The following is a 21806-nucleotide window of genomic DNA, read 5'->3' as shown; positions in this document are numbered from 1 at the left end:
GACGGGGCAGCTGTCGTTCCTGAGGCTGCACGGGTGCGAGGGGTTCCAGGGGTATTTGTTTGGGAGGCCCGGGCCCGTCGAGTTGTTCGAGCGTGAGCACTTGCCGGGCCATTCGGCGCCCTCGCTCGCTACCTCGCAGCCCGCACAGCAGGAGCAACGGCCATGAACGGCGTGGGCATCCTGTGGGTGGACATCGATACCCAGCACGCAGCGGCCGCGCGGCGGTTGATCGCGGCGCGTTACCCGGACTGGCGGGTGGTCAACAGCCCTACGCCCGAAACCGCCAAGGCCCCCCTCGCCAGCCAGGCCTGGGACGCCGTGGTGTTGTGCCTCAAACCCAGTGACCAGGAACTGCCAGGCTTGCTGGAGTTGTGCGCAGGCCGCCCGGTGCTGATGTGCATTGATGCAGCGCAAGAGGCCCTGGCCGCACGCGCGTTCCGCTGCGGGCTGGGCGACTATGTGCTGCGCGAGGCCGACGGCGCTGCACACCTGAGCGAGCTGCTCAACCGCCTGGTGGCGCTGGTGCAGGGAGCGCAGGGGCGGGGCCAGCCCGTGCGCATGGTGGACGCCCGCATCTGGCAAGAGGCGTTGACCATGCTGCAGGAGCAGCGCTCGGCCCTGCAGGCCACGCTGGCCAGCATGAGCCAGGGCATCTTCAAGACCGGGCCCGATGGCCGTATCACCGTCTACAACGAGCGCGTGCTGGAGCTGCTGAATTTGCCCGAGTCGCTGATGGCCACTCGCCCTACGCTGGCCGACCTCACGCGTGTGCAGGCCGAGCGCGGCGACTTCGGCGATGGCTATAGCTTGGTGGACCGGCGCGGGCACGACTACGTGGCCCAGGGCGCAGTGGCCCCGGCCCCGGCCTTGTACTGGCGCACCACGCGCGATGGCCGCACGTTCGAGGTGCGCACCACCTCGCTGGCCGATGGCAGCCTGGTGCGCACCTTTGCCGACGTGAGCGACTACGTGCGTGTGGAAAACGAGCTGCGCGAGAGCGAGGCGCGCTTCCGGTCCCTGAGCGATCTGTCGTCCGACTGGTATTGGGAGCACGACGCCGAGGGGCGCTTTGTGCAGCTGGCCGGGGACCTGAGCGTGAACGGCATCCCGTTGTCGGACGTGATGGGGCGCACGCGCTGGGAGATCGGTGCCCTGAACATGACCGATGCCGACTGGGCTGCGCACCGTGCGGTGCTGGCGGCACACCAGCCGTTCCGCGACCTGGAGCTGCAACGCCGGCGTGCGGATGGCAGCATGCACTGGATCTCGGTCAGCGGCGTCCCGGTGTTCGATGCCAATGGCGCCCTGCGTGGCTACCGGGGTGTAGGCCGCGACATCACGGAGCGCAAGCAGGTCGAAAGCCAGATCGAACGTCTGGCGTTTTATGACTCGCTGACGGGCCTGCCCAACCGCCGTCTGCTGGTGGACCGGCTGCAACATGCCACGGCTGCGGTGGCACGCTCTGGCACCCAGGGCGCACTGCTGTTCATCGACCTCGACAATTTCAAGGACCTCAACGACACCCTGGGCCACGACACCGGCGACCAGCTGCTGCTGCAGGTGGCGCAGCGGCTCAAGGGGTGCGTGCGGGAGTCCGACACCGTAGCCCGCTTTGGGGGCGACGAGTTCGTGGTGCTGGTGGAAGGCCTCAGCGCCGACCCCGCCCACGCCAGCGCCGAGGCCGCCCTGGTGGCCAGCCACATCACCACCACGCTGGGCAAGCCCTACGCGCTGGGCGATGCCAGTCACCACAGCACACCCAGCATCGGCATTGCGCTGTTCGGCCAGCAGACCGTGAGCGTGGACGAGCTGCTCAAACACGCTGACCTGGCCATGTACCAGGCCAAGGCGGCGGGGCGCAACACCCAGCGCTTTTTCGACCCCGACATGCAAGCGGCCGTGAGCAACCGCTCGGCCCTGGAGGCCGACCTGCGCCGGGGCCTGCAAGAAAAGGAGCTGGTGCTGTACTACCAGCCAGTGGTAGACGGCAAAGGCCGCTTGCAGGGTGCCGAGGCCCTGGTGCGCTGGCGCCACCCGCGCCGGGGCATGGTGTCCCCCGCCGAATTCATTCCGCTGGCCGAGCAGACCGGGCTCATCCTGCCCTTGGGCCAATGGGTGCTGGAAGCGGCGTGCGCACAGCTGGTGGCCTGGTCGCGCAGCTCACTCACCCGGCAGTTCTTCCTGTCGGTGAACGTCAGCGTGCGGCAGTTCCGCCAGCCCGACTTTGTGGAGCAGGTGCTGGGCGTGCTGGACGCCACGGGCGCCAACCCGGAACGCCTGAAGCTCGAACTCACCGAGAGCCTGTTGATGGCCGATGTCGAGGACGTGATTGCTCGCATGGAGCACCTGCGCCGCTATGGCGTGGGCTTCTCGTTGGATGACTTTGGTACGGGCTATTCCAGCCTGAGTTACCTCAAGCGGCTGCCGCTTGACCAGCTCAAGATCGACCAGGGCTTTGTGCGCGACCTGCAGACCGACCCCAACGACGCCGCCATCGTGCGCACCATCCTGGCCTTGGCCGACAGCCTGGACCTGGCGGTGGTGGCCGAGGGCGTAGAGACCACAGGCCAGCTCGAATTTTTGCAGCGCTACGGCTGCAAGGCTTTCCAGGGCTATCTGTTTGGTCGGCCCATGCCCGCCGAGGTGCTGGAGCGTGCGCTGCGGCCTGCGCTATGACCTGCGTTAAGACAAAGGCCCGCCAGCGCGCGCAGTTCACAATCGCGCCATGAAAAAACAGGTGTTGGTCGCCGGTGGCGGCATTGGCGGCTTGGCCGCTGCGTTGGGCGCATCGCGGGCGGGATGGGAGGTGCGGCTCTACGAGCGTGCTGCTGCCTTCAGCGAAGTGGGTGCGGGCGTCCAGATTGGGCCCAACGTGGTGCGCCGGCTGCAGGCCTGGGGCCTGCAGCAGCCACTGCAAGCGGTAGCGGCCTTCCCCAGCCGCTTGCAGGTGCGCAACGCCGTCAGCGGCAAGGAACTGGCCGTGTTGCCCCTGGGGCCCACAGCGGTGGAGCGCTACGGCGCGGCCTACGCCACCATCCACCGTGCGGACCTGCATGGCCTGCTGCTGTCTGCAGTGACCCAATACACCGACGCGCAACTGCATCTAGAGCATGCCATCGACAGCTTTGCAGATGCCGACGGCGTGGTGACCGTGCGCACCAGCCGGGGCAAGGAGGTCGAGGGCGATGCCCTGATCGGTGCCGATGGCCTCTGGAGCCGCACGCGAACCCAGCTTCTGGGCGCTGTGCCGCCGCGCGTGACGGGGCATCTGGCCTACCGCGCGCTGGTGCCGCAGCATGCGCTGCCCGACGCCTTGCGCACGGCGCAGGTCACCGCGTGGCTGGGCCCGCGCCTGCATGCGGTGCAATACCCCGTGCGCCGGGGCGAGCTGCAGAACCTGGTGGTCATCGTGCAAGGGCCTGCGCCGCAAGACCTGGAGAACTGGGACCACGCCGCCAACGCCGCTGGCCTGGAGCATGCGCTGCAAGGCACCTGCACTGCGCTGCAGGACGTGGTGCGCAGCGTGACTGCCGTGGGTGGGGCTGGCTGGCGCCTGTGGCCCTTGTGCGACCGCCCGCCGGTGCGCAGCGCCGACGAGATGGCACAAGGCCTGGTGGCCCTGCTGGGCGATGCCGCGCACCCCATGCGGCCGTACCTGGCGCAGGGGGCTGGCATGGCCATTGAAGACGCGGCCGAGCTGCAGCGGGCGTTGGCCATGCACGACCTAGATGTACCGCTGCGCCTGCGCCGCTATGCGCTGAACCGCTGGCAGCGCAACGCGAGGGTGCAGGCCAGGTCCACGCGCAATGGTCGCATCTTCCACGCCACGGGGCCCGTGCGCTGGGGGCGCGACCTGTCGTTGCGCCTGCTGGGTGAACGCGTGCTGGATGTGCCGTGGCTGTACCGGGGCGATGGTTCCAGCGCCAGCTCGTTGTGATGGGGAGTGTGGGCAGGCCCTGCGAATGAGCCTCAGGCGCAGGGGGCGCGTACGGGGCTTTGGAAGGACCTCCCGGTTGTCAGGACATTCCCTATCCGGGGCAACCCCTGCCAGTGTTTTGCAGGGTGAACTTCGCGCAGTGTGCCACGCTCTATCCCTGTGTGTGCAACGCCACAAAAAGGCCAGTCACATGCCCGCGAATTGGCTGTTCAAGCGCAGTTCGTGGTGCTACAAAGTGCCAAGCCGGTAGCGATTGCCAATGCAACACCGTGGTACCACCTGCGCCCGCCAGGGGTGCCGCCACAGGAGGTCGTATGGATGCCATCAGCAACTTCGCCGCGCGCTACGCCCGTAGCCGCGAAGAGGAAATGTCGATCGACGAGTACCTCGCCGAGTGCAAACGTGATCCCATGGCCTACGCCACATCGGCCCAGCGCATGCTGGCCGCCATTGGCGAGCCCGAGATGGTGGACACGCGCAACGACCCGCGCCTGTCGCGGCTCTTTGCCAACAAGGTCATCAAACGCTACCCCGCCTTCACCGAGTTCTACGGCATGGAGGAGTCCATCGAACAGGTGGTGAGCTTCTTCCGCCATGCCGCGCAGGGGCTGGAAGAGCGCAAGCAGATCCTGTACCTGCTGGGCCCTGTGGGTGGCGGCAAAAGCTCCATTGCCGAGCGCCTCAAGGCGCTGATGCAGAAGGTGCCGTTCTATTCCCTCAAGGGCTCGCCGGTCAACGAATCGCCGCTGGGCCTGTTCGACGCCGCAGAAGACGGCCCCGTGCTGGAGGAACAGTTCGGCATTCCGCGCCGCTACCTGCAGCGCGTGCTTTCGCCCTGGGCGGTCAAACGGCTCGAAGAATACGGTGGCGACATCCGCCAGTTCCGGGTGGTCAAGCGCTACCCCAGCGTGCTCAAGCAGGTGGGCATTGCCAAGACCGAGCCGGGCGACGAGAACAACCAGGACATCTCCAGCCTGGTGGGCAAGGTGGACATCCGCAAGCTCGAAACCTTTGCGCAGGACGATACCGACGCCTACAGCTACAGCGGCGGCCTGTGCTTGGCCAACCAGGGCCTACTGGAGTTTGTGGAAATGTTCAAGGCGCCCATCAAGGTGCTGCACCCGCTGCTCACGGCCACGCAGGAGGGCAACTACAAGGGCACCGAAGGCTTTGGCGCCATTCCGTTTGACGGTGTGGTGCTGGCGCACAGCAACGAGAGCGAATGGAAGGCGTTTCGCAACAACAAGAACAACGAGGCGTTTCTCGACCGCATCTATATCGTCAAGGTGCCGTACTGCCTGCGCGTGAGCGAGGAGATCCGCATCTACGAAAAGCTCATCCGCGAATCGTCGTTGGGCAACGCCGTGTGCGCGCCCGGCACGCTCAAGATGATGGCGCAGTTCGCCATCCTGACGAGGCTGAAGGAGCCTGAAAACTCCAGCATCTTCAGCAAGATGCAGGTGTACGACGGTGAGAGCCTGAAGGACACCGACCCGCGCGCCAAGAGCTATCAGGAGTACCGCGACTACGCGGGCGTGGACGAGGGCATGACGGGCATCTCCACGCGTTTTGCGTTCAAGATCCTCTCGAAGGTGTTCAACTTCGACAGCGCCGAGGTGGCGGCCAACCCGGTGCACCTGATGTATGTGCTGGAGCAGCAGATCGAGCGCGAGCAGTTCCCTGCCGAGCTGGAGACCAAGTACACCGGCTACATCAAGGAGTTCCTGTCGCCGCGCTACGCCGAGTTCATCGGCAAAGAGATACAGACGGCGTACCTGGAAAGCTACAGCGAGTACGGCCAGAACATCTTCGACCGCTACGTCACCTACGCCGACTACTGGATTCAGGACAACGAGTACCGCGACACCGACACGGGCGAGGTGTTCGACCGCAGCGCGCTCAACGCCGAGCTGGAGAAGATCGAGAAGCCCGCAGGCATCGCCAACCCCAAGGACTTCCGCAACGAGATCGTCAACTTTGTGCTGCGGGCACGCGCCAACAACCAGGGCAAGAACCCCAGCTGGACGAGCTACGAAAAGCTGCGCCTGGTGATCGAGAAGAAGATGTTCTCCAACACCGAAGAGCTGTTGCCGGTGATCAGCTTCAACGCCAAGGCCAGCGCCGAAGAGGCCCGCAAGCACGAGGACTTTGTCACCCGCATGGTCAACAAAGGCTACACGCCGAAGCAAGTGCGGCTGCTGTGCGAGTGGTACTTGCGCGTGCGCAAGAGTAGCTAGGGTCGGTGCCAGGGCCACAGGCCCTGCATGGGGAACGGGAGCAACGGATGGCATTGCAAATCATCGACCGCAGGCTCGCTGGCAAGAACAAGTCGGTGGGCAACCGCGAGCGATTTGTTCGCCGCTACAAAGAGCAGATCGCGGATGCGGTGCGCCGTGCCGTCTCGCAACGCGGCATCCGCGACATGGAGCAGGCCGAGAACATCACTATCCCGCGCAAGGACATCAGCGAGCCGATTTTTCACCATGGCCAGGGCGGCATCCGCGACACCGTGCACCCTGGCAATGCCGAGCATGTGCGCGGCGACCGCATCGAGCGGCCCCAGGGTGGGGCGGGCGGGCGTGGGTCGCAGGCCAGTGACAGCGGCGAGGGCGAGGACGACTTCACCTTCACGCTGACCAAGGAAGAGTTCATGCAGCTCTTTTTTGAAGACCTGGCGCTGCCGCACCTGCTGCGCACCCACATCGGCGAGAACCCGCAATGGAAGTCGCGCCGCGCAGGCTACAGCCAGGACGGCATCCCCAACAACCTGGCCGTGCTGCGCACCATGCGCGGCGCCTTGGGCCGGCGCATTGCGCTGGGCAAGTCGGCGCATCGCGAGCTGCTGGCGCTGCAGGCCGAACTGGACGCGCTGCTGGCGCAGGACGACGGAACCAGCGAGGCGGTGGCCGAGCTGCAGCGCCGCATCGACGCGCTCACGGCGCGCATCGGCAAGATTCCATACTTGGACCCCATCGACCTGCGCTTTCGCGCGCGCACGCCGGTGCCTGTGCCCAGCAGCCAGGCGGTGATGTTCTGCGTGATGGATGTGTCGGGCTCCATGGATGAGACGCGCAAGGACCTGGCCAAGCGCTTCTTCATCCTGCTGTACCTGTTTCTCACGCGGCACTACGAGACGATCGACATCGTGTTCATCCGCCACCACACCCAGGCGGCCGAGGTGAGCGAGGAGCAGTTTTTCCACTCCACCGAAAGTGGCGGCACGGTGGTGAGCAGCGCGCTGGTGCTGCTGGACCAGATCATCCGCGCGCGCTACCCGCAGGGCGACTGGAACATCTACGTGGCCCAGGCCAGCGACGGCGACAACTTCACCAACGACAGCGGCATCTGCCGCAACCTGTTGGTGGACAAGATCCTGCCGCTGGTGCGCTACTTTGCCTATGTGCAGGTGGCGGAGGAAGAACAGAACCTGTGGGACGAGTACAGCCAGCTGGCGCCGCTGTACTCGCACTTTGCGATGCGCAAGGTTGGCGCACCCGGCGACATCTACCCCGTGTTCCGCGACCTGTTCAAGAAAGAGGGGGTGGCCGCATGAACAACGTGGTGCAGTCCCCCGTGCTGGAGCGCCGCCAGAGCGACAACCCCTGGAAGGCCGCTGCCGTGGGCGAGCGCCGCCACCGCGCCGTGCCCGGCCAGCCTCTGCCTGCGGGTGCGCGGCCTGCGGAGCCATTGCCCGACCCGAGCGACTGGACGTTCGAGCTGATCGAGCGCTACCACGCGGCCATCGCCGCCACGGCCGAGCGCTTTGGCCTGGACACCTACCCCAATCAGCTGGAGATCATCACCGCCGAGCAGATGATGGACGCCTACTCCAGCGTGGGCATGCCGGTGAATTACCGGCACTGGAGCTACGGCAAGGAGTTTCTGGCCACCGAGCGGCGCTACCGGCGCGGGCACATGGGGCTGGCGTACGAGATCGTCATCAACTCCAACCCCTGCATCAGCTACCTGATGGAGGAGAACACCACCGCCATGCAGGCGCTGGTCATTGCCCACGCCGCCTACGGGCACAACAGCTTCTTCAAGGGCAACTACCTGTTTCGCATGTGGACCGATGCGTCCAGCATCATCGACTACCTGGTGTATGCCAAGGACTACGTGGCCCAGTGCGAGGAGCGCTACGGCACGGGCGAAGTGGAGCGGCTGCTGGACTCGTGCCATGCCCTGGCCAACTTTGGCGTGGACCGCTATCGCCGCCCCTCCAAGAAGAACCTTGCTCGCGAACGCCTGGAGCGCGAGCAGCGCGAAGCTTACGCCCAGCAGCAGGTCAACGAGCTGTGGCGCACCCTGCCCACCCGCCCTGGCAAGGAGGATGCGGCGCAAGAGCACAACCGCTTTCCGCAGGAGCCGCAGGAGAACATCCTGTACTTCATCGAAAAAAACGCACCCCTGCTGGAGCCCTGGCAGCGCGAGATCGTGCGCATCGTGCGCAAGATTGCGCAGTACTTTTACCCGCAGCGCCAGACCCAGGTGATGAACGAAGGCTGGGCCACCTTCTGGCACTACACGCTGCTCAACACGCTGTACGACGAGGGGTATCTGAGTGATGGCGTGATGATCGAATGGCTGGGCTCGCACACCAACGTGGTCTACCAGCCGCCGGTGGGGCATCGCGCCTACAGTGGCATCAACCCCTATGCGCTGGGCTTTGCCATGTACCGCGACATCCAGCGCATCTGCCAGAACCCCACAGCGGAAGACCGGCACTGGTTCCCCGACATCGCAGGTACCCCCTGGCTGCCTGCGCTCGACCATGCCATGCGCAACTTCAAGGACGAGAGCTTCATCGGCCAGTACCTCAGCCCGCACCTGATGCGCGAGATGCGCCTGTTTGCGCTGCATGACGACGCCGCCGAGCGCGACCTGGTGGTCAGCGAGATCCACGACGAAAACGGCTATCGCAGCCTGCGCCAGTTGCTGTCGCAGCAGTACGACCTGGGCACGCGCGAGCCCAACATCCAGGTGTGGAACGTGAACCTGCGCGGCGACCGCAGCCTGACCTTGCGCCACACCCAGTACCAGGGCCGCCCGCTGGCCGACGACACGCACGAGGTGCTCAAGCACGTGGCGCGGCTGTGGGGCTTTGGGGTGCAGATCGAGAGCGCGGACGCCGATGGCAACCACCCGGTGCTGCTGCACCAGGTGCCCGCCTCCGGCGCCTGATCAGGCTGCGCTGGCGCCTGCGTGGTGGTTGAAGAAAGATTGCTCTGTTTTTGATAGCTGCCAGCGCATGATGTACTAGCGCTACCGCCCAATTTGACTCAAAAGGCAGGCGAAGAGGCCTTGCGAGGTGCACGGGCCCGCAGCGGGCAGTCGGTGGCCACACGCTCGGCCAGGGTCTGGCGCAGGGCCTGCAGGGCGGCAATGCGGTCGTCAATCTCCTGCAGCTTGGCGGCGAGCACCTGCGCCAAGGCGGGGCCGGGCTCGGCGGCGTCCCAGATGGCGGGCAGCCGGTCTCCGATCTCCGCCAGGGTAAAGCCCAGCTGCTGTGCGGTGCGGATGTACTGCACCAGCGTCACCACCTCGGGCGGGTAGTCGCGGTAGCCGTTGTCCAGGCGCCGCGCGCGGATCAGGCCCTGCTGTTCATAAAAACGCAGCGCCTCGCGGCTCAGGCCCGAGGCCGTGGCCAGTTCGCCGATCAGCATGATCCTGTTCCCCTCACAAAGTGCTTGACCCTGAAGCGTACTTCAAGGTGGAAGCTCGGGGCCTCATTGATTCATTCACAGAGGTCTTCTGTCATGCCCATCCCCGCTTTCGCTTCCAACCGTTACCTGCGCATCGTGCGCGCCAGCGGCTGGTACGACCTGCTCGTCACCTGGCCGTTTGCCTTGCCCTGGACCTTTGCCTGGCTCTATGCCCAGCTGACGCTGCTGGCCCAGGCGCTCGCTCTGCCCGGTACCTTGCACCCTTTGGACGCCACACACATGCTGCTGGCCAACCTGCTGGGCTCGGTGGTGGTGGTGTGGTCGCTGGCGCGCATTGTGGCGCCCACGGTGTTGCTGGGGCGGCTGGACGGCGTGGCGCGGTTTCTGTTCGCAGCCTGGCAGATCTACGCCGTGGCACACGGCGCCAATGCCATCGTGCTGGGTTTTACCGCGTTCGAGTTGCTGTTTGGCGTGCTGCAGTGGTGGCGCGTGGCGGGCAGCAGCACGGCACTGTGCCCGCCCGGCCCCGCACGGGGGAATGATCGGGTCAATGGGCGGGCGCGGGCAGCAGCCTGAAGGCCAGTGCGCCCACCCCCAACATGGTGGCAATGGTCAACATCACCGCCACATATGGGTCTGCGCCCTGTGTGGCGGCGATGGAGGCCGCTACGCCCGTCACCCACTGCATCAGCGCTACGCCCAAGAACAGCGCCATGGTGAACACCGCCATGGCACGCCCCGTGACGGCGGGGGCGTAAGCCGAGCGCACATCCGAGTACTGCAGCACCATGTAGCCGGACAGCAGGCCCACGGCCACGGAGCCGCCCACGTCCAGCCATTCGGCATGCAAAAAGCCCATGGCTGCAAACAGCGCCGCCAGCAGGGCCGTAAAGCCCAGCAGCCAGCGCCTGCGCCGCGTGGGGCCAGGGTCCAGCCGACCAAAAAAGGCCGGGCTGAACAGCGACACCAGGGACGACAGCATGGCCACATTGCCGCTGGCTACCAGCGAATAGCCGTGCCGCTCGATCAGCAGCGGCCCCAGCCACAGCCCGCGCAGCGTGAGGAAGGAGGCGTACGTCATCAGTGCCAGCAGCATGATGCCGGCGGTGTGCGGCAGCAGGAACAGCGCGCCAAAGCCACGCACCGCCTCCAGCACCGATTCGCGCGGCGCGGCATCGTCGATGGGTTGTGCGGGCTCATGCACCTTCCAGAAGATCAGCAGCCAGGCCAGCGCCGCCAGGCCCGCCAGCACGCCAAACCCCATGCGCCAGGACGACTGCTGCACCAGCCAGGCCAGCGGCGTGCCGGTGAACAGCATGCCCAGCCCGCCCACCCCCATGGCCACGCCCGACACCATGGCAAACCGCGACGCCGGAAAGTAGCGCGCGATGAACACGGTGCACACCAAAAACGCGGGCGCGCAGCCCACGCCGATCAGCACCTGCCCCAGCAGCACCGTGCCATAGCCCGGCGCCAGTGCCGACAACACCGCGCCCGCAATGGTGAGCGGAAACGCCACCAGCAGGGTGCGCCGCACGCCGTACAGGTCGATGCCGATGCCCATGAACAGCTGCATGGTGCCAAAGGCAAACGCAAACGCCCCGGCAAACACCCCCAGCGCTTGTGCCGACAGCCCGAACTCGGCCCGCAAGCCCGTCGCCATGATGGCCGTGATGGTGCGAAACGCCTGGCTCAGCGCAAAGCCCGCCACCAGTGCCAGCAGCATGGCCCAGGCGGCGCGGGGGGCAAGAAGCGGTGGGGAGGGCGGCGAAGGGGGCACGGGGACGGTCTCCAGGGCAGATGGCGGTGGCGTTTGGGAGCGGCTCTCCCTCGGCCATCAGGCCCGGTGAGGTTACCCGCAGAGCAGAACCGCCGCTGTCGCCGACGGACGGGGCGGTGCCCGCAGGTGGGCTGGTTCGCAGGCTCTTAGGGTATGTCCCAGTCTGCCCGCTACATACCCCACCAAACGCATCGGATGTTGCCCGTTTTGGGGTGCTTGTGCCAGCAATCGGACGTTTACGCGGTGGATTGAGCTTTTGAATGCTCCCAATCGGGCCTCGTCTGCGGGTCGCAGGCGCCGTCATGAGGGCGCCACAGGGCGTTGGCAGACTTTAGAGGAGGCTCTCGATGTGGGGATGACCCCAATGACGGTGCCGGGGGCGTGGGGCACTCTTGCGTCCATGCGCTGCACCGGGTGTGTGCCACGGTTCTGGAATCGCAGATTTCGGTCTCTCGCAATCAGGATGGTGCAGGTGGTGGTGAATGGCAAGGTTTGTGCTTAGTGGCAGCCAGGGGCGCTGAAAAGGCCCTGTGGGCCGGTGGCCACAAGCCGTTGGATGGAAGTTGTCGGGCGCGCTGCGAGGCTGCGCCGCGATGTCAGGAGTGACCGATGAAGACGATGGTTTTGCTGGGTTCGGGTGCGTTGGCCACCCTGTTGTTGTCGGGCTGCGCAAGCCAGCCCCCCGCCATGCAGGCGTTCAGCGCCCCCGCCGACGGCAGCAGCATGCAATATGCCTGCGGCAATGGCGAAAAGGTCGAGATGCAGTTCTACCCCGAGCAAGGCCGCAGCGTGATGCGCCGCAGCGGCTGGACCGTGGAACTGCCCAAGCAGCCGGCTGACAGCGGCTACGCCTACAGCAACGGCCCCACCACAGTGCTGGGCAAGGGCAACGAATTGACGATCCAGATTGGACACCTGGCACCGATCTGGTGCCGTAGCAACCGCGGGATGATGGTGGCGGGCGTCCAGTAACCTGGTTTCTCTTTGACCCCAGCCTGTAATGGGCTGGTTGGGTTTTCGTATTTTTCAGGGCCTGTGCAGCTGTCTGCACAGGCCCTGTGTCGTTTCAGCGCGCCTCGGGCGTGCAGGCGCCGGGGGCGGCTGCGGCAGACGCAGGGCGCTGCTCCAGCATGCGGGGGGCGACCAGCAGGTTGCCCTGTGCGTCCCGCACGGTGACGACCACCTCGCGGCTGCTGTCGGCGCGGGTGTCGCTGAAGTGCAGCTGCATCTCGGCGGCCGAGGTGCGCGTTTGGGGCTCGCCGCCGTTGGCAAATTCCGTGGTTTCCAGTGTGCCCTGCAGCAGAGCCACGCCCTGCGCATCGATCTGCCACGGGCCGGTGAACACAAAGCGCTGGCAGGTAATGTTGAGTTCCACCCGCTCGTTTTCCAGCTGCAGCTCTGCGCCACCGCAATGCAGCACGCAGGGGGCACCCACCGTGAAACCCGCGCCCGAGAAATAGACCGCGCCGTTGATCGGGCCGGTGCCCGTGCCACCGGTGCCGGGACCGCAGGCGGCCAGCACCAGCACGGCCGTGGCGGTGGCCAGCAGCCGGGCCGCCCGGGCCCAGAGTTCAGGAAGGACGTTCATCTTGGTCTGCGGCATAGAAGTAGCTGCCAAAGCGGGCGCGCCGGTTGCGTTCGCTGGGCGGGGTGTTTTTCTGGTCGTGGTCGTAGCGGGCCTGCGCCTCGGTCATCACGGTCTTGAAGGCCTGGCGCCAGGCCTTGGCGGCCACCACGTGCAGGCGGCGGGCTGATTCTTCGCTGAGCTGGTCCACAAACACGGCCTGCTCCAGGTAGTTGTGCTCGCCCTCCAGGTTGAGGCTGGCGGCTGCCAGGTGGTCGTGCAGGTTGTCCTGCATCAGCTGCGCCATCTCGGCAAAGCCCTGGCGCGGCACAAAACCGGCGGCCAGCAGGCGGATCAGTCCATCCTCACCTTCCTCGGCCATGCCCAGGCGCACCAGTTCGTCAAGCACCGCACGGGGCCGCACATCGCTGCTGATGCTGGCCACCAGGCCGTCGAAGTGCGGGGGCTCGCCGCTGCGGGGCAGGGGGCGGGGCTGGCCCTCGTCGTCCAGACAGTCCGTCTGGCTCAGCCAGCGCGCAGCCACCTGGCTGGCCATGTTCAGCGGGGTTTCGCCGGCTTCTTCGTCAGCGGCTGGCTCGGCCAGGCGGCCCAGGTTGCGCACATCGCGCCGGTGCACGCCCGACATGAGGCTCACCGCGCTGTCGGTGGTCTTCTTGCCCGTGCGCTTCAGCTCGTCGTGCGCGGCGTCCAGAAACACCCTCTTCATCGCCGCCGCAAACGCGGGGTAGGCCACGCCATTGCGCAACAGCAGGCGCGCCAGAGGGCGCAGCACGTGCAGGGCAGAGGCCAGAACGATGGCGGAGCGGGAGGGCATGAAAAAGGGCCGAAACGCGGAGAGTGTTAGGTGCAGGCTGTGATTGTCATCTGGTTGACGGCTGGAAATTATGTGGGATATTATCCCACTTATCTGCGATGCGGTGGGAGCACAAGCCGACGCCGCGCCGTGGGTATTCGCATTCACAGGGAGAACAATCACATGAAGAACCGAGGGTTGATGAACACATTGGCGGGCATGTCCCATGCGTCGCCCGCATGGCTGGCCGTAGCCACCGCCGCATTTGTGGCGGGCTGCGGTGGCGGGGAGGGCGGCACACCGCAGACCCCCAACGAGGCGCGGCTGCAGGTGGCGCGTTCTGGCGATCTGGTGGCGTACTTCAAGGCCAAGATTGCGCAGCGGGTGGCGCTGGGCTACCCGGGCACGGCCATCACCGTGCCCACCGTGGGTGGGCTGAGCAGCGCGGGCAGCGTGGTCACCCACACCGGTGTGCCGCAGGCAGGCACGGCGGTGGAGGAAGACGGCCTCATCAAGGCCGAGGGCAACATGCTGTATGGCTTGCACCGCGCCTACGCTACCGACACCGGCCGCGAGCCGCCGCGCCTGGCCGCCCTGGCCCGCGCGGCCGATGGCAGCCTGTCCAGCGTGGGCAGCGCCGTGCTGGACGCCAAGTTCATCCCCCAGGGCTTTTATGTGGCGGGTGGCGGCACGCGCGCCGCCGTGCTGTCGCAACAAGACCCGTATGCCGACCGCCAGCCCGTGGTGGCTGCGGCCGACGCCAGCATCACCGTGTTGCCAGAGTACAGCCGCACGCTGTCGCTGGACCTGTTCGCCATCCACAAGGACATGGCGCCCGCGCAGATCAAGCAGATGCGCATCGATGGCCTGCTGGTGGGCAGCCGCTTGATTGGCAACACGCTGTACCTGGTCTCCACCTGGTCGCCCGACCTCACACGCTTCACTGTACCGGCAGGGGCCACGGCATCGGCGGTGGACGCGGCACTCAAGGACCTGAACACCGCCGCGCTGATCCCTACCCTGCGCGTGGATGGCGGCCAGCCGCAGCCGCTGGTCAACGAGGCCGACTGCCTGGTGCAGACGGGCAACGCGTCGCTGTCGCTGCAGCTCACGTCCATCACGGCCATCGACCTCACCTCGTCCAGCCTGGCGCGCACCAGCCGTTGCTTTGCGGGCGGCAGCGAAGCGGTGCACCTGGGCGCGCGCAGCGTGTATGTGGCCAGCTCGCGGCAGTACCGCTATGGCGGCGATGTGGCCAACGCCGTGTTCCCGGCCAACAGCCGCACGGACATCCACAAGTTCACCTTCCGTGGCGCGCGGGTGGACTACGACGCATCGGGCAGCGTGGACGGCCACCTGGGCTGGGACCTGCGCCGCCTGCCATCGCGCCTGAACGAATACCAGAACGATCTGCGCGTGCTGACCTTCACCGGCAAGACGGGCCAGAGCGGCATGCCGCCGGTGACCATTCAGGCCCAGCAGGCCTCCCCCGCGCTGCTGACCGTGCTGCGCGACAGCGGCCGCGACAGCTATCTGGGCCCACAGGCCAAGCTGCCTATCCGGCTGCGCACGGCGCGGGGCGACCAGCAGATTGACAACCTGTTCTTTGCTGGCACCCGGGCCTATGCCACCCCCTTTGCCACCACCGAGCCTGTGTGGGTGCTGGACCTGGCCAACCCCGCCAACCCCACCGTGGCAGGCGAGCTGGCGGCGGGCGGCCATGCCGACCACCTGGTGCCGCTGCCGAACGGCCTGTTGCTGGGCGTGGGCAAGGACAGCGCCCAGGGCGGTGTGGCCGACGGCATTCAGCTTGCGGTGTTTGACGTGCGCAATGCCGCGCAAGGCAAGCGGTTGACCACGCAGGCGGCGGGCGGCCGGGGCAGCATCACCACACTCGACAGCGCCCGCCCGGTGCTCAACCTGCAAGCCATGGATGGCAAGGTGCGCCTGGCCTTCCCCGCCCGCGTCTACCAGGCACCCACGGGCGTAGGCACGCCACCACCCGTGCGGGGCTACCAGGGCGCTTTGCGGCTGGAGGTGAACACGACCACCGGAGCGCTGGCCCAGCGCTCCATGGTGGTGTCCACCGCCATCCTGAACGGCGACACGCCTGGGCTCTACAGCCGCTTTGACATCGCCAACGAGCGCAGCCTGCAGGTGGACAACGTGGCCTACCAGCTCTCGGGGGGGCAGGTGTTCACCAGGGCCGGAGACTGAAGCGCTGCCGGTTGCGACTCAGGGAGAGAACTATAAAAACGATAGCTGCTTGCGCTTTTCTGTAGGGCGCGGGCAGCAGTTAAAAGGCCTGTTCACCGGGGTGGTGAACAGGCCTATTTTTTCGGCGCGCCGTTGTGCTTACAGATCCGTGCGCAGTTTCCAGATCTCGGGGAACAGCACCACATCCAGCATCTTGCGCAGGTAGCTCACCCCGCCCGTGCCGCCCGTGCCGCGCTTGAAGCCGATCACGCGCTCCACGGTGGTCACGTGGCGGAAGCGCCAGAGGCGGAAGGCGTCTTCCAGGTCGGTCAGCTCCTCGCCCAGCTGGTAAAGGTCCCAGTGCTTTTCGGGGTTGCGGTACACGGTGAGCCAGGCCTGCTCCACCGCGTCGTTTTCCACATACGGCTGCGTCCAGTCGCGTTCGGTGTGGCTGGCGGGCACAGCCAGGCCGCGCCGGGCCATCAGGCGCAGGGCCTCGTCGTACAGCGACGGGGCTTTGTAGGCGGCCTGCACCTGCGCTAGCAGGTCGGCGCGGTGCTCGTGGGGCTTGAGCATGGCGCGGTTCTTGTTGCCCATCGAGAACTCGATGCAGCGGTACTGGTAACTCTGGAAGCCGCTGGACTGGCCCAGGTACGGCCGCATGGCGCTGTACTCGGGCGGCGTCATGGTGGCCAGCACATCCCAGGCGTGCACCAGCTGCTCCATGATCTTGCTGACGCGCGCCAGCATCTTGAAAGCAGGCGGCAGCTCGTCGCGCGCAATGTGGCCGATGGCCGCGCGCAGCTCGTGCAGCATGAGCTTCATCCACAGCTCGCTGGTCTGGTGCTGCACGATGAACAGCATCTCGTCGTGCGCGGGCGACAGCGGCTTTTGTGCGGTGAGGATGGCGTCGAGCTGCAGGTAGTCGCCATAGCTCATGGATTGGCTGAAGTCGAGCTGGGCGCGCTCCTCGTGCACGATGGATTCGGGCAGGGCGGCCGATGCCGCGTTGTTGTTGTCACCCGCAGGGGTTTGCGAGAAAGGGCACATGATGGTGGTTTGCCTTTCCGATCAGGTGACGGCGTGCGTCTGGTTGAACTCGGCCTTCTGCCACTCGCCGCTTTCCAGCACCTGGCGCAGGTGCTCCACGGCATTCCACACATCTTCAAAGCCCAGGTACAGCGGCGTGAAGCCAAACCGCAGGATGTCCTTGTGGCGGCCCGTGCCGCCGTCGCCCTTGCGGAAGTCGCCGATCACGCCGCGCGCAATCAGCGCCTGCACGATGGCGTAGGCGCCGCTGCCTTGGCCGTTCACGCCAGCGCCTTCGTCGCGGGTCAGGCACACCTGCGAGCCGCGCTGTGCGTGCTCACGCGGCGTGGCCAGGCCCAGGCCGTGGCCTGCGCAGCGCTCTTCCACGAGTTGGATGAACAGGTCGGTAAGCGCCAGCGACTTGGCGCGCAGCGCGGCCATGCCGCCCAGGCGCTGTGCGGCGGTGAACACATCCAGCCCGCATTGCAGGGCCGACAGGCTGATGATGGGCTGCGTGCCACACAGGTAGCGTGTGATACCCGGCGCGGGCTGGTAGTCGGGCGTGAAAGCAAACGGTGCAGCGTGACCCCACCAGCCGGACAGCGGCTGCATGAACTTCAAGTCCGGGCGGTTGGCATGGCGTGGGTGCACCCACACAAAGGCCGGTGCGCCAGGGCCGCCGTTCAAATATTTGTAGCCGCAGCCGATGGAGAAGTCGGCGCCCGCGCCGTTCAGGTCCACAGGCACCGCGCCCGCGCTGTGTGCCAGGTCCCACACGCACAAGATGCCCTGGGCGTGCGCCGCAGCGGTGATGGCGGCCATGTCGTGCATGGCGCCGGTGCGGTAGTTCACGTGCGTGAGCATCAGCACGGCCACGTCGCTGGTCAGCGATGCGGCAATCTCTTCGGGCTCCACCAGCACCAGCTCCAGCCCGCGTTCCTTGCACAGGCCTTCGGCAATGTAGAGGTCGGTGGGGAAGTTGCTGCGCTCGCTCACGATGCGCTTGCGGGCAGGGCTGTCTTCGCGGGCGATGTTGAGCGCCGCGCTCAGCACCTTGTAGAGGTTGATGGAGGTGCTGTCGGTGCACACCACTTCATCCTTGCCTGCACCAATTAGCGGGGCGAGCTGGTTGCCCAGGCGCTGGGGCAGGTCAAACCAGCTGGCTGTGTTCCACGATTTGATGAGGTCGGTGGCCCATTCGCGGGTGACCACATCGGCCACGCGCGCGGCAGCGGCCTTGGGGGCCACGCCCAGCGAATTGCCGTCGAGGTAGATCACGCCCGGTGGCAGGGCAAAGTGGTCGCGCAGGGCGCGCAGCGGGTCTTGGGCGTCGCGGGTGCGGCAGTCTTGAAGGGTGATGGGCATGGGCGTTGGGAGAGGTGATTGCTATGTTATTGATAGCTTTTGGCGCATGTTGTACTAGCGCTTCCAGCCAAAAATGCTTGAAATTCTGTGTATCGCGCTAGTCCAGCGCCCGCAGCACGGCCCGCACGGGGGATGCGTCGGCCGTGGTCAGCTTCAGCGGCAGGGCGATGAGTTCGTAGTCGCCCTCGGGCACGGCGTCGAGCACCAGGTTTTCTAGCACGCGCAGGCCCCGGCGGCGGATGACCTGGTGGCTGTCGAGCGTCTTACTGTCGGCCGGGTCGATGCTGGCGGTGTCGATGCCCACCAGCAGCACGCCCAGGTCGGCCAGGCGCTCGATGGTGTCGGGCGCGTAGGCGGCCAGTTGGCCGTCCCAGCGGTCCACCGGCATGTGCTCGTAGGTGCGCACCAGCACGCGCGGGGGCAGGGTGCCATTCACTGCGTGGGCAATGTGCTCCCAGGTGATGAGCGGGCTGCAGCCGATGGCGTGGATCACGCGGCAGGGACCCAGAAACGCGTCGAGCGACACGTCACCAATGGTGGCGCCCTGCGCGTCGTAGTGCAGCGGTGCATCAGCGTGGGCGCCCACATGGGGCGACATCGTGATGGCGCTCACATTGACCGGGCAGCCGGGGCCGATGGTGGCGCACCACTGCTGGCTGTAGGCCGTGTCGCCGGGGAACACGGGGCTGCCCGCATGCACGGGCGGTGAGATATCCCAAAGCTGGCGGGCGGTGGGGGAGGAAGGCGTTGACATGGGACAAAGTTTGCATGTCCCGAAAAACCCGTGGTGTCGGTTATTTCCAACACCGTGTCGATTTTTTGTTGAAGCCTAAACTATTTTGATGCGGCAGTAGCCTGGCTGCTGGAGGGTGTCACCTTACAAGCTGGTGCCTTCCGCCAGCGGCGCCAGCCCGTGCCGCGCACGCGCCTTGTGGCAGGCGTAGTCGCCCGCCGAGAACTCGCGGCAGGGCGCGGGGCGCAGTTCGTAGATGCTGCAGGCCACCTGCTGGCCTACCTGGCCGGTCAGCGCGGCGCAGCGGATGGGCACCTGCTCCGTTCCCCGCATACGGCAGGTGCTGCCGTTCACATCCAGTGCCAGGCCGTCCGGCACCGTGCCGCCCATGGCCTGCATCTCGTACACGGCAAAGTCCACGCGGAAGCTGGCGCAGCAGGCGCCGCAGCTGAGGCACGGGTGGGCGGAATCGGCGGTGGTCATGGTGGTCGCGTCGTCGGACATGCAGTGCGTGCGGTCGGCCTGCGGCGGGGCCGTCAGGCGCTGTGGGGGAGGGGAATGCTAACGAAAAAGCCCACGCCTTTGCCATTCAAACCCACGCCGATCTGCACCTGCCCGCCCATGCGCAGCACCGCCTGCCGCACGATGGCCAGGCCCAGGCCCGAGCCGCTGGCGGCATGGCCCGCGCCCCGGTAAAAGCGTTCGAACACCCGGTGGTGTTCGGTGGCCGGGATGCCCGTCCCGTCGTCCTGCACCGACAGTTGCAGTGCCGCGCTCTCGCGCCGCAGCGCCACCGCCACGTTGCCGCCGTGGGGCGTGTAGCGCAGTGCGTTGTCGATGAGGTTGTGGGCGATGGATTCGAACGCGGGTTGGTCGAGGCGGGCGGGCAAGGTGTCGGGCGCGTCCAGCGACAGCTCGATCTGCCGCGCGATGGCCTGCGGCGCAGCCTGTGCCAGCGCGCCGCGCAGCCACTGCGCCACGTCCAGGTCGCGCGGTGCGGGGCGCTGCGCGTCGTCCAGCGCGGCCAGGTCCAGCAGTTGCTGCGCCAGGTGCGAGGTGCGGGCGATGGCTTGCTCCAGGTGGGCCTGGGCCTGCGTGCGCTCCTCTTCGCTGGGCGAGCGGGCCATCACATAGGCCTGGGCGGTGATCACGGCCAGCGGCGTGCGGATCTCGTGGGCGGCGTCCTGCACAAAGGCGCGCTCGCGGTCGACCTTTTGCCGCAGCTGGGCGAAGAGGTGGTCCAGCGATTGCTCCAGCGGCTTCAGTTCGCGATGACGGGCGTTGAAACCCACCGATTGCAGGTCGTCCTGCCCGCGCTGCGCAATGCGGCTGGCCAGTTGCTGCAGCGGCCGCAGGCCATGGCGTACCGACAGCCACACCGCCAGCAGCACAAAGGGTGACGCTAGCAGCAGGTAGGGCAGCAGCGCGCGGCCGTTGTACTGCAGGAAGTTGGAGTCGGTGCGCTTGGTCTCGAACACCCGCAGCACCCAGCGCGCATTGCGGCCGGTGTAGATGCGGAATGACCGGCCTTGCAGGGCGGCTTCTTCAATAAAAGGCTCAGCGCGTGGTGTGGCGGGCGGCAAGGCCACGTTCTGCAGCCCCGGCGATGCGAACACGCGCTGGCCCGATGCCGTGTCCAGCAGCTCGTGCATCTGCACCCCGGGCAGAAGGCCCACCTGGCGGCGGCGGATATTGGTCCAGTGGTCGGTGGCCGCCACGGCCGTGGCGGCGTGCGCGGGGTCGGTGATGGAGGCCAGCGAGTCCAGGACCGCGTCACCGTATTTCATCAGGCCGGGGTCGCGGGTGATGGTGTGCTTGTAGTTGACGAAGTTGTAGCCCAGCAGCACCGCCCACACCACCACAAACGCCACCAGCACCGAGGCCACGCTGCGACGCATCAGCGTGGGCTCGGCCAGCCAGGCCCATGTGCTGCGCAACGCGTGTTTCATCGTCGTGGTCATGCCTGCAGCAGATAGCCCACGCCCCGCACCGTGCGGATCAGCTCCGCCCCGATCTTGCGGCGCAGGTTGGACACATGCACTTCAATGGCGGCAAAGTCCACCGGCTCGCCCAGCGGGTCCAGCCGCTGCGACAGCACGCTTTTGGACACCACCACGCCGGGCTCGCGCGCCAGCTCCAGCAGCAGCTGGAACTCGCGGGGCGACACATCCAGCACCGCACCCTTGCGTTGCACCGCATGACGCCGCGGCTCGATCACCAGCTCGCCCAGCACCCAGCGCTCGCTGGCCTGGCGCGCACTGCGACGCAGTACGGCGCGGATGCGGGACATCAGCTCGGCCGTGGCAAAGGGCTTGATCACAAAGTCGTCCGCCCCACCGTCCAGGCCCGCCAGCCGGTCCTCCACGGCCGAGCGGGCCGTGATCACGATGATGGGCACCTGCCCGCCCTGGCCTGCCTGGTTGCGCCAGCGCGCCAGCAGATCGAAGCCACTGCCGTCGGGCAGCGTCAGGTCCAGCAGCACGCAGTCGACGGTGGTGGCATCTACGGTGGCCGGGGCATCCACCGCGCGGCGCAGCCACTCGCTGGTCAGGCCCTCCACCTTCAGCGCGGACTGCAGCGCCCGGCCCAGGTCCAGGTCGTCTTCGATGAGCAGGATGTGCATGGGGCGATTGTGGCGGGCCGCAGCTTAAGCCATGCCAAATGCAGAGGGCGGGCACAGAAGTCCCTGCCACCGCGCGCGCCACTTTGGGTAGAGTGGGCGCAG

18 protein-coding genes are annotated in these 21806 nt (G+C 66.8%); 8 read left to right on the top strand and 10 right to left on the bottom strand.

Annotated features, from left to right (window positions below; genetic code table 11):
- Nucleotides 1–162: 162 nt before the first annotated feature.
- From ACODSU_RS21710 to ACODSU_RS21690, 5 genes are all read left to right on the top strand, one after another.
- On the top strand, nucleotides 163–2676 hold the full coding sequence (locus ACODSU_RS21710) for a putative bifunctional diguanylate cyclase/phosphodiesterase (protein WP_488844717.1): 2514 nt from the start codon (nucleotides 163–165) through the stop codon (nucleotides 2674–2676).
- Nucleotides 2677–2725: 49 nt separating this feature from the next.
- Entirely contained in the window at nucleotides 2726–3937 is a 1212-nt protein-coding gene (locus ACODSU_RS21705) for an FAD-dependent monooxygenase (protein WP_488844716.1), read from the top strand.
- Between the two features lie 314 nt (nucleotides 3938–4251).
- Complete coding sequence (locus tag ACODSU_RS21700; protein WP_488844715.1) at nucleotides 4252–6174, top strand: PrkA family serine protein kinase; 1923 nt, start codon at nucleotides 4252–4254, stop codon at nucleotides 6172–6174.
- A gap of 47 nt (nucleotides 6175–6221) precedes the next feature.
- The gene (locus ACODSU_RS21695; protein ID WP_422847514.1) at nucleotides 6222–7490 is read left to right on the top strand and encodes a YeaH/YhbH family protein; all 1269 of its coding nucleotides are present in this window, start codon (nucleotides 6222–6224) and stop codon (nucleotides 7488–7490) included.
- Entirely contained in the window at nucleotides 7487–9118 is a 1632-nt protein-coding gene (locus ACODSU_RS21690) for a SpoVR family protein (protein WP_488844714.1), read from the top strand. The genes ACODSU_RS21695 and ACODSU_RS21690 overlap by 4 nt, the downstream gene beginning before the upstream one ends.
- 98 nt (nucleotides 9119–9216) lie before the next feature.
- Here the strand turns inward: ACODSU_RS21690 and ACODSU_RS21685 are convergent, their stop codons facing one another.
- Nucleotides 9217–9600, bottom strand: a complete 384-nt coding sequence (locus tag ACODSU_RS21685) for a MerR family transcriptional regulator (RefSeq protein ID WP_488844713.1) — start codon at nucleotides 9598–9600, stop codon at nucleotides 9217–9219.
- A gap of 93 nt (nucleotides 9601–9693) precedes the next feature.
- Between ACODSU_RS21685 and ACODSU_RS21680 the strand changes: the two genes are divergently transcribed.
- Nucleotides 9694–10176: a hypothetical protein gene (locus ACODSU_RS21680; RefSeq protein ID WP_488844711.1), complete on the top strand. Its 483-nt coding sequence runs from the start codon at nucleotides 9694–9696 to the stop codon at nucleotides 10174–10176.
- Here ACODSU_RS21680 and ACODSU_RS21675 read toward each other — a convergent pair.
- Nucleotides 10148–11326: an MFS transporter gene (locus tag ACODSU_RS21675; protein ID WP_488844720.1), complete on the bottom strand. Its 1179-nt coding sequence runs from the start codon at nucleotides 11324–11326 to the stop codon at nucleotides 10148–10150. The two genes, ACODSU_RS21680 and ACODSU_RS21675, sit on opposite strands and share 29 nt — an antisense overlap.
- A gap of 663 nt (nucleotides 11327–11989) precedes the next feature.
- On the opposite strand from ACODSU_RS21675, the gene ACODSU_RS21670 reads away from it, so the two are divergent.
- Complete coding sequence (locus tag ACODSU_RS21670) at nucleotides 11990–12352, top strand: MliC family protein (protein ID WP_015015403.1); 363 nt, start codon at nucleotides 11990–11992, stop codon at nucleotides 12350–12352.
- A gap of 94 nt (nucleotides 12353–12446) precedes the next feature.
- On the opposite strand, the gene ACODSU_RS21665 is transcribed toward ACODSU_RS21670, so the two are convergent.
- Both ACODSU_RS21665 and ACODSU_RS21660 read right to left on the bottom strand, forming a co-directional pair.
- Nucleotides 12447–12968 (bottom strand): hypothetical protein, encoded by a 522-nt coding sequence (locus tag ACODSU_RS21665; protein ID WP_488844709.1) that lies wholly within the window; start codon nucleotides 12966–12968, stop codon nucleotides 12447–12449.
- Nucleotides 12952–13779 (bottom strand): DUF6502 family protein, encoded by an 828-nt coding sequence (locus ACODSU_RS21660; protein ID WP_488844707.1) that lies wholly within the window; start codon nucleotides 13777–13779, stop codon nucleotides 12952–12954. The genes ACODSU_RS21665 and ACODSU_RS21660 overlap by 17 nt, the downstream gene beginning before the upstream one ends.
- A 162-nt stretch (nucleotides 13780–13941) precedes the next feature.
- Between ACODSU_RS21660 and ACODSU_RS21655 the strand changes: the two genes are divergently transcribed.
- The gene (locus ACODSU_RS21655; RefSeq protein WP_488844705.1) at nucleotides 13942–15975 is read left to right on the top strand and encodes a beta-propeller domain-containing protein; all 2034 of its coding nucleotides are present in this window, start codon (nucleotides 13942–13944) and stop codon (nucleotides 15973–15975) included.
- A gap of 138 nt (nucleotides 15976–16113) precedes the next feature.
- On the opposite strand, the gene kynA is transcribed toward ACODSU_RS21655, so the two are convergent.
- The 6 genes from kynA to ACODSU_RS21625 form a co-directional block, all read right to left on the bottom strand.
- The gene (gene kynA / locus ACODSU_RS21650; RefSeq protein WP_488844703.1) at nucleotides 16114–17004 is read right to left on the bottom strand and encodes a tryptophan 2,3-dioxygenase; all 891 of its coding nucleotides are present in this window, start codon (nucleotides 17002–17004) and stop codon (nucleotides 16114–16116) included.
- 21 nt (nucleotides 17005–17025) lie between these two features.
- The gene (gene kynU / locus ACODSU_RS21645; protein WP_488844701.1) at nucleotides 17026–18348 is read right to left on the bottom strand and encodes a kynureninase; all 1323 of its coding nucleotides are present in this window, start codon (nucleotides 18346–18348) and stop codon (nucleotides 17026–17028) included.
- A 97-nt stretch (nucleotides 18349–18445) separates the two neighbouring features.
- Complete coding sequence (gene kynB, locus ACODSU_RS21640; protein ID WP_488844699.1) at nucleotides 18446–19102, bottom strand: arylformamidase; 657 nt, start codon at nucleotides 19100–19102, stop codon at nucleotides 18446–18448.
- Between the two features lie 123 nt (nucleotides 19103–19225).
- Nucleotides 19226–19564 carry a YkgJ family cysteine cluster protein gene (locus ACODSU_RS21635; RefSeq protein WP_488844697.1) on the bottom strand — a complete coding sequence of 113 codons (339 nt, stop codon included), beginning with the start codon at nucleotides 19562–19564 and terminating at the stop codon, nucleotides 19226–19228.
- Nucleotides 19565–19617: 53 nt separating this feature from the next.
- The gene (locus ACODSU_RS21630) at nucleotides 19618–21042 is read right to left on the bottom strand and encodes a sensor histidine kinase (RefSeq protein ID WP_488844695.1); all 1425 of its coding nucleotides are present in this window, start codon (nucleotides 21040–21042) and stop codon (nucleotides 19618–19620) included.
- Complete coding sequence (locus tag ACODSU_RS21625; protein WP_209818598.1) at nucleotides 21039–21704, bottom strand: response regulator transcription factor; 666 nt, start codon at nucleotides 21702–21704, stop codon at nucleotides 21039–21041. The genes ACODSU_RS21630 and ACODSU_RS21625 overlap by 4 nt, the downstream gene beginning before the upstream one ends.
- Nucleotides 21705–21806: the final 102 nt, after the last annotated feature.

This window comes from Acidovorax sp. FG48 (assembly GCF_057809085.1).
Note: the sequence above shows the minus strand (reverse complement) of the source record. Positions and strands in the feature narration are given on the sequence as shown.

Bases quoted from the DNA above. Each gene is read 5' to 3' on its own strand.
- kynB (WP_488844699.1), bottom strand. From the start codon at position 19,102: ATGTCAACGCCTTCCTCCCCCACCGCCCGCCAGCTTTGGGATATCTCA.
- ACODSU_RS21660 (WP_488844707.1), bottom strand. From the start codon at position 13,779: ATGCCCTCCCGCTCCGCCATCGTTCTGGCCTCTGCCCTGCACGTGCTG.
- ACODSU_RS21710 (WP_488844717.1), top strand. From the start codon at position 163: ATGAACGGCGTGGGCATCCTGTGGGTGGACATCGATACCCAGCACGCA.
- ACODSU_RS21675 (WP_488844720.1), bottom strand. From the start codon at position 11,326: ATGCTGCTGGCACTGGTGGCGGGCTTTGCGCTGAGCCAGGCGTTTCGC.
- ACODSU_RS21635 (WP_488844697.1), bottom strand. From the start codon at position 19,564: ATGACCACCGCCGATTCCGCCCACCCGTGCCTCAGCTGCGGCGCCTGC.
- kynU (WP_488844701.1), bottom strand. From the start codon at position 18,348: ATGCCCATCACCCTTCAAGACTGCCGCACCCGCGACGCCCAAGACCCG.
- ACODSU_RS21695 (WP_422847514.1), top strand. From the start codon at position 6,222: ATGGCATTGCAAATCATCGACCGCAGGCTCGCTGGCAAGAACAAGTCG.
- ACODSU_RS21630 (WP_488844695.1), bottom strand. From the start codon at position 21,042: ATGACCACGACGATGAAACACGCGTTGCGCAGCACATGGGCCTGGCTG.
- ACODSU_RS21665 (WP_488844709.1), bottom strand. From the start codon at position 12,968: ATGAACGTCCTTCCTGAACTCTGGGCCCGGGCGGCCCGGCTGCTGGCC.
- ACODSU_RS21680 (WP_488844711.1), top strand. From the start codon at position 9,694: ATGCCCATCCCCGCTTTCGCTTCCAACCGTTACCTGCGCATCGTGCGC.
- ACODSU_RS21655 (WP_488844705.1), top strand. From the start codon at position 13,942: ATGAAGAACCGAGGGTTGATGAACACATTGGCGGGCATGTCCCATGCG.
- ACODSU_RS21625 (WP_209818598.1), bottom strand. From the start codon at position 21,704: ATGCACATCCTGCTCATCGAAGACGACCTGGACCTGGGCCGGGCGCTG.
- ACODSU_RS21700 (WP_488844715.1), top strand. From the start codon at position 4,252: ATGGATGCCATCAGCAACTTCGCCGCGCGCTACGCCCGTAGCCGCGAA.
- ACODSU_RS21670 (WP_015015403.1), top strand. From the start codon at position 11,990: ATGAAGACGATGGTTTTGCTGGGTTCGGGTGCGTTGGCCACCCTGTTG.
- kynA (WP_488844703.1), bottom strand. From the start codon at position 17,004: ATGTGCCCTTTCTCGCAAACCCCTGCGGGTGACAACAACAACGCGGCA.
- ACODSU_RS21690 (WP_488844714.1), top strand. From the start codon at position 7,487: ATGAACAACGTGGTGCAGTCCCCCGTGCTGGAGCGCCGCCAGAGCGAC.
- ACODSU_RS21705 (WP_488844716.1), top strand. From the start codon at position 2,726: ATGAAAAAACAGGTGTTGGTCGCCGGTGGCGGCATTGGCGGCTTGGCC.
- ACODSU_RS21685 (WP_488844713.1), bottom strand. From the start codon at position 9,600: ATGCTGATCGGCGAACTGGCCACGGCCTCGGGCCTGAGCCGCGAGGCG.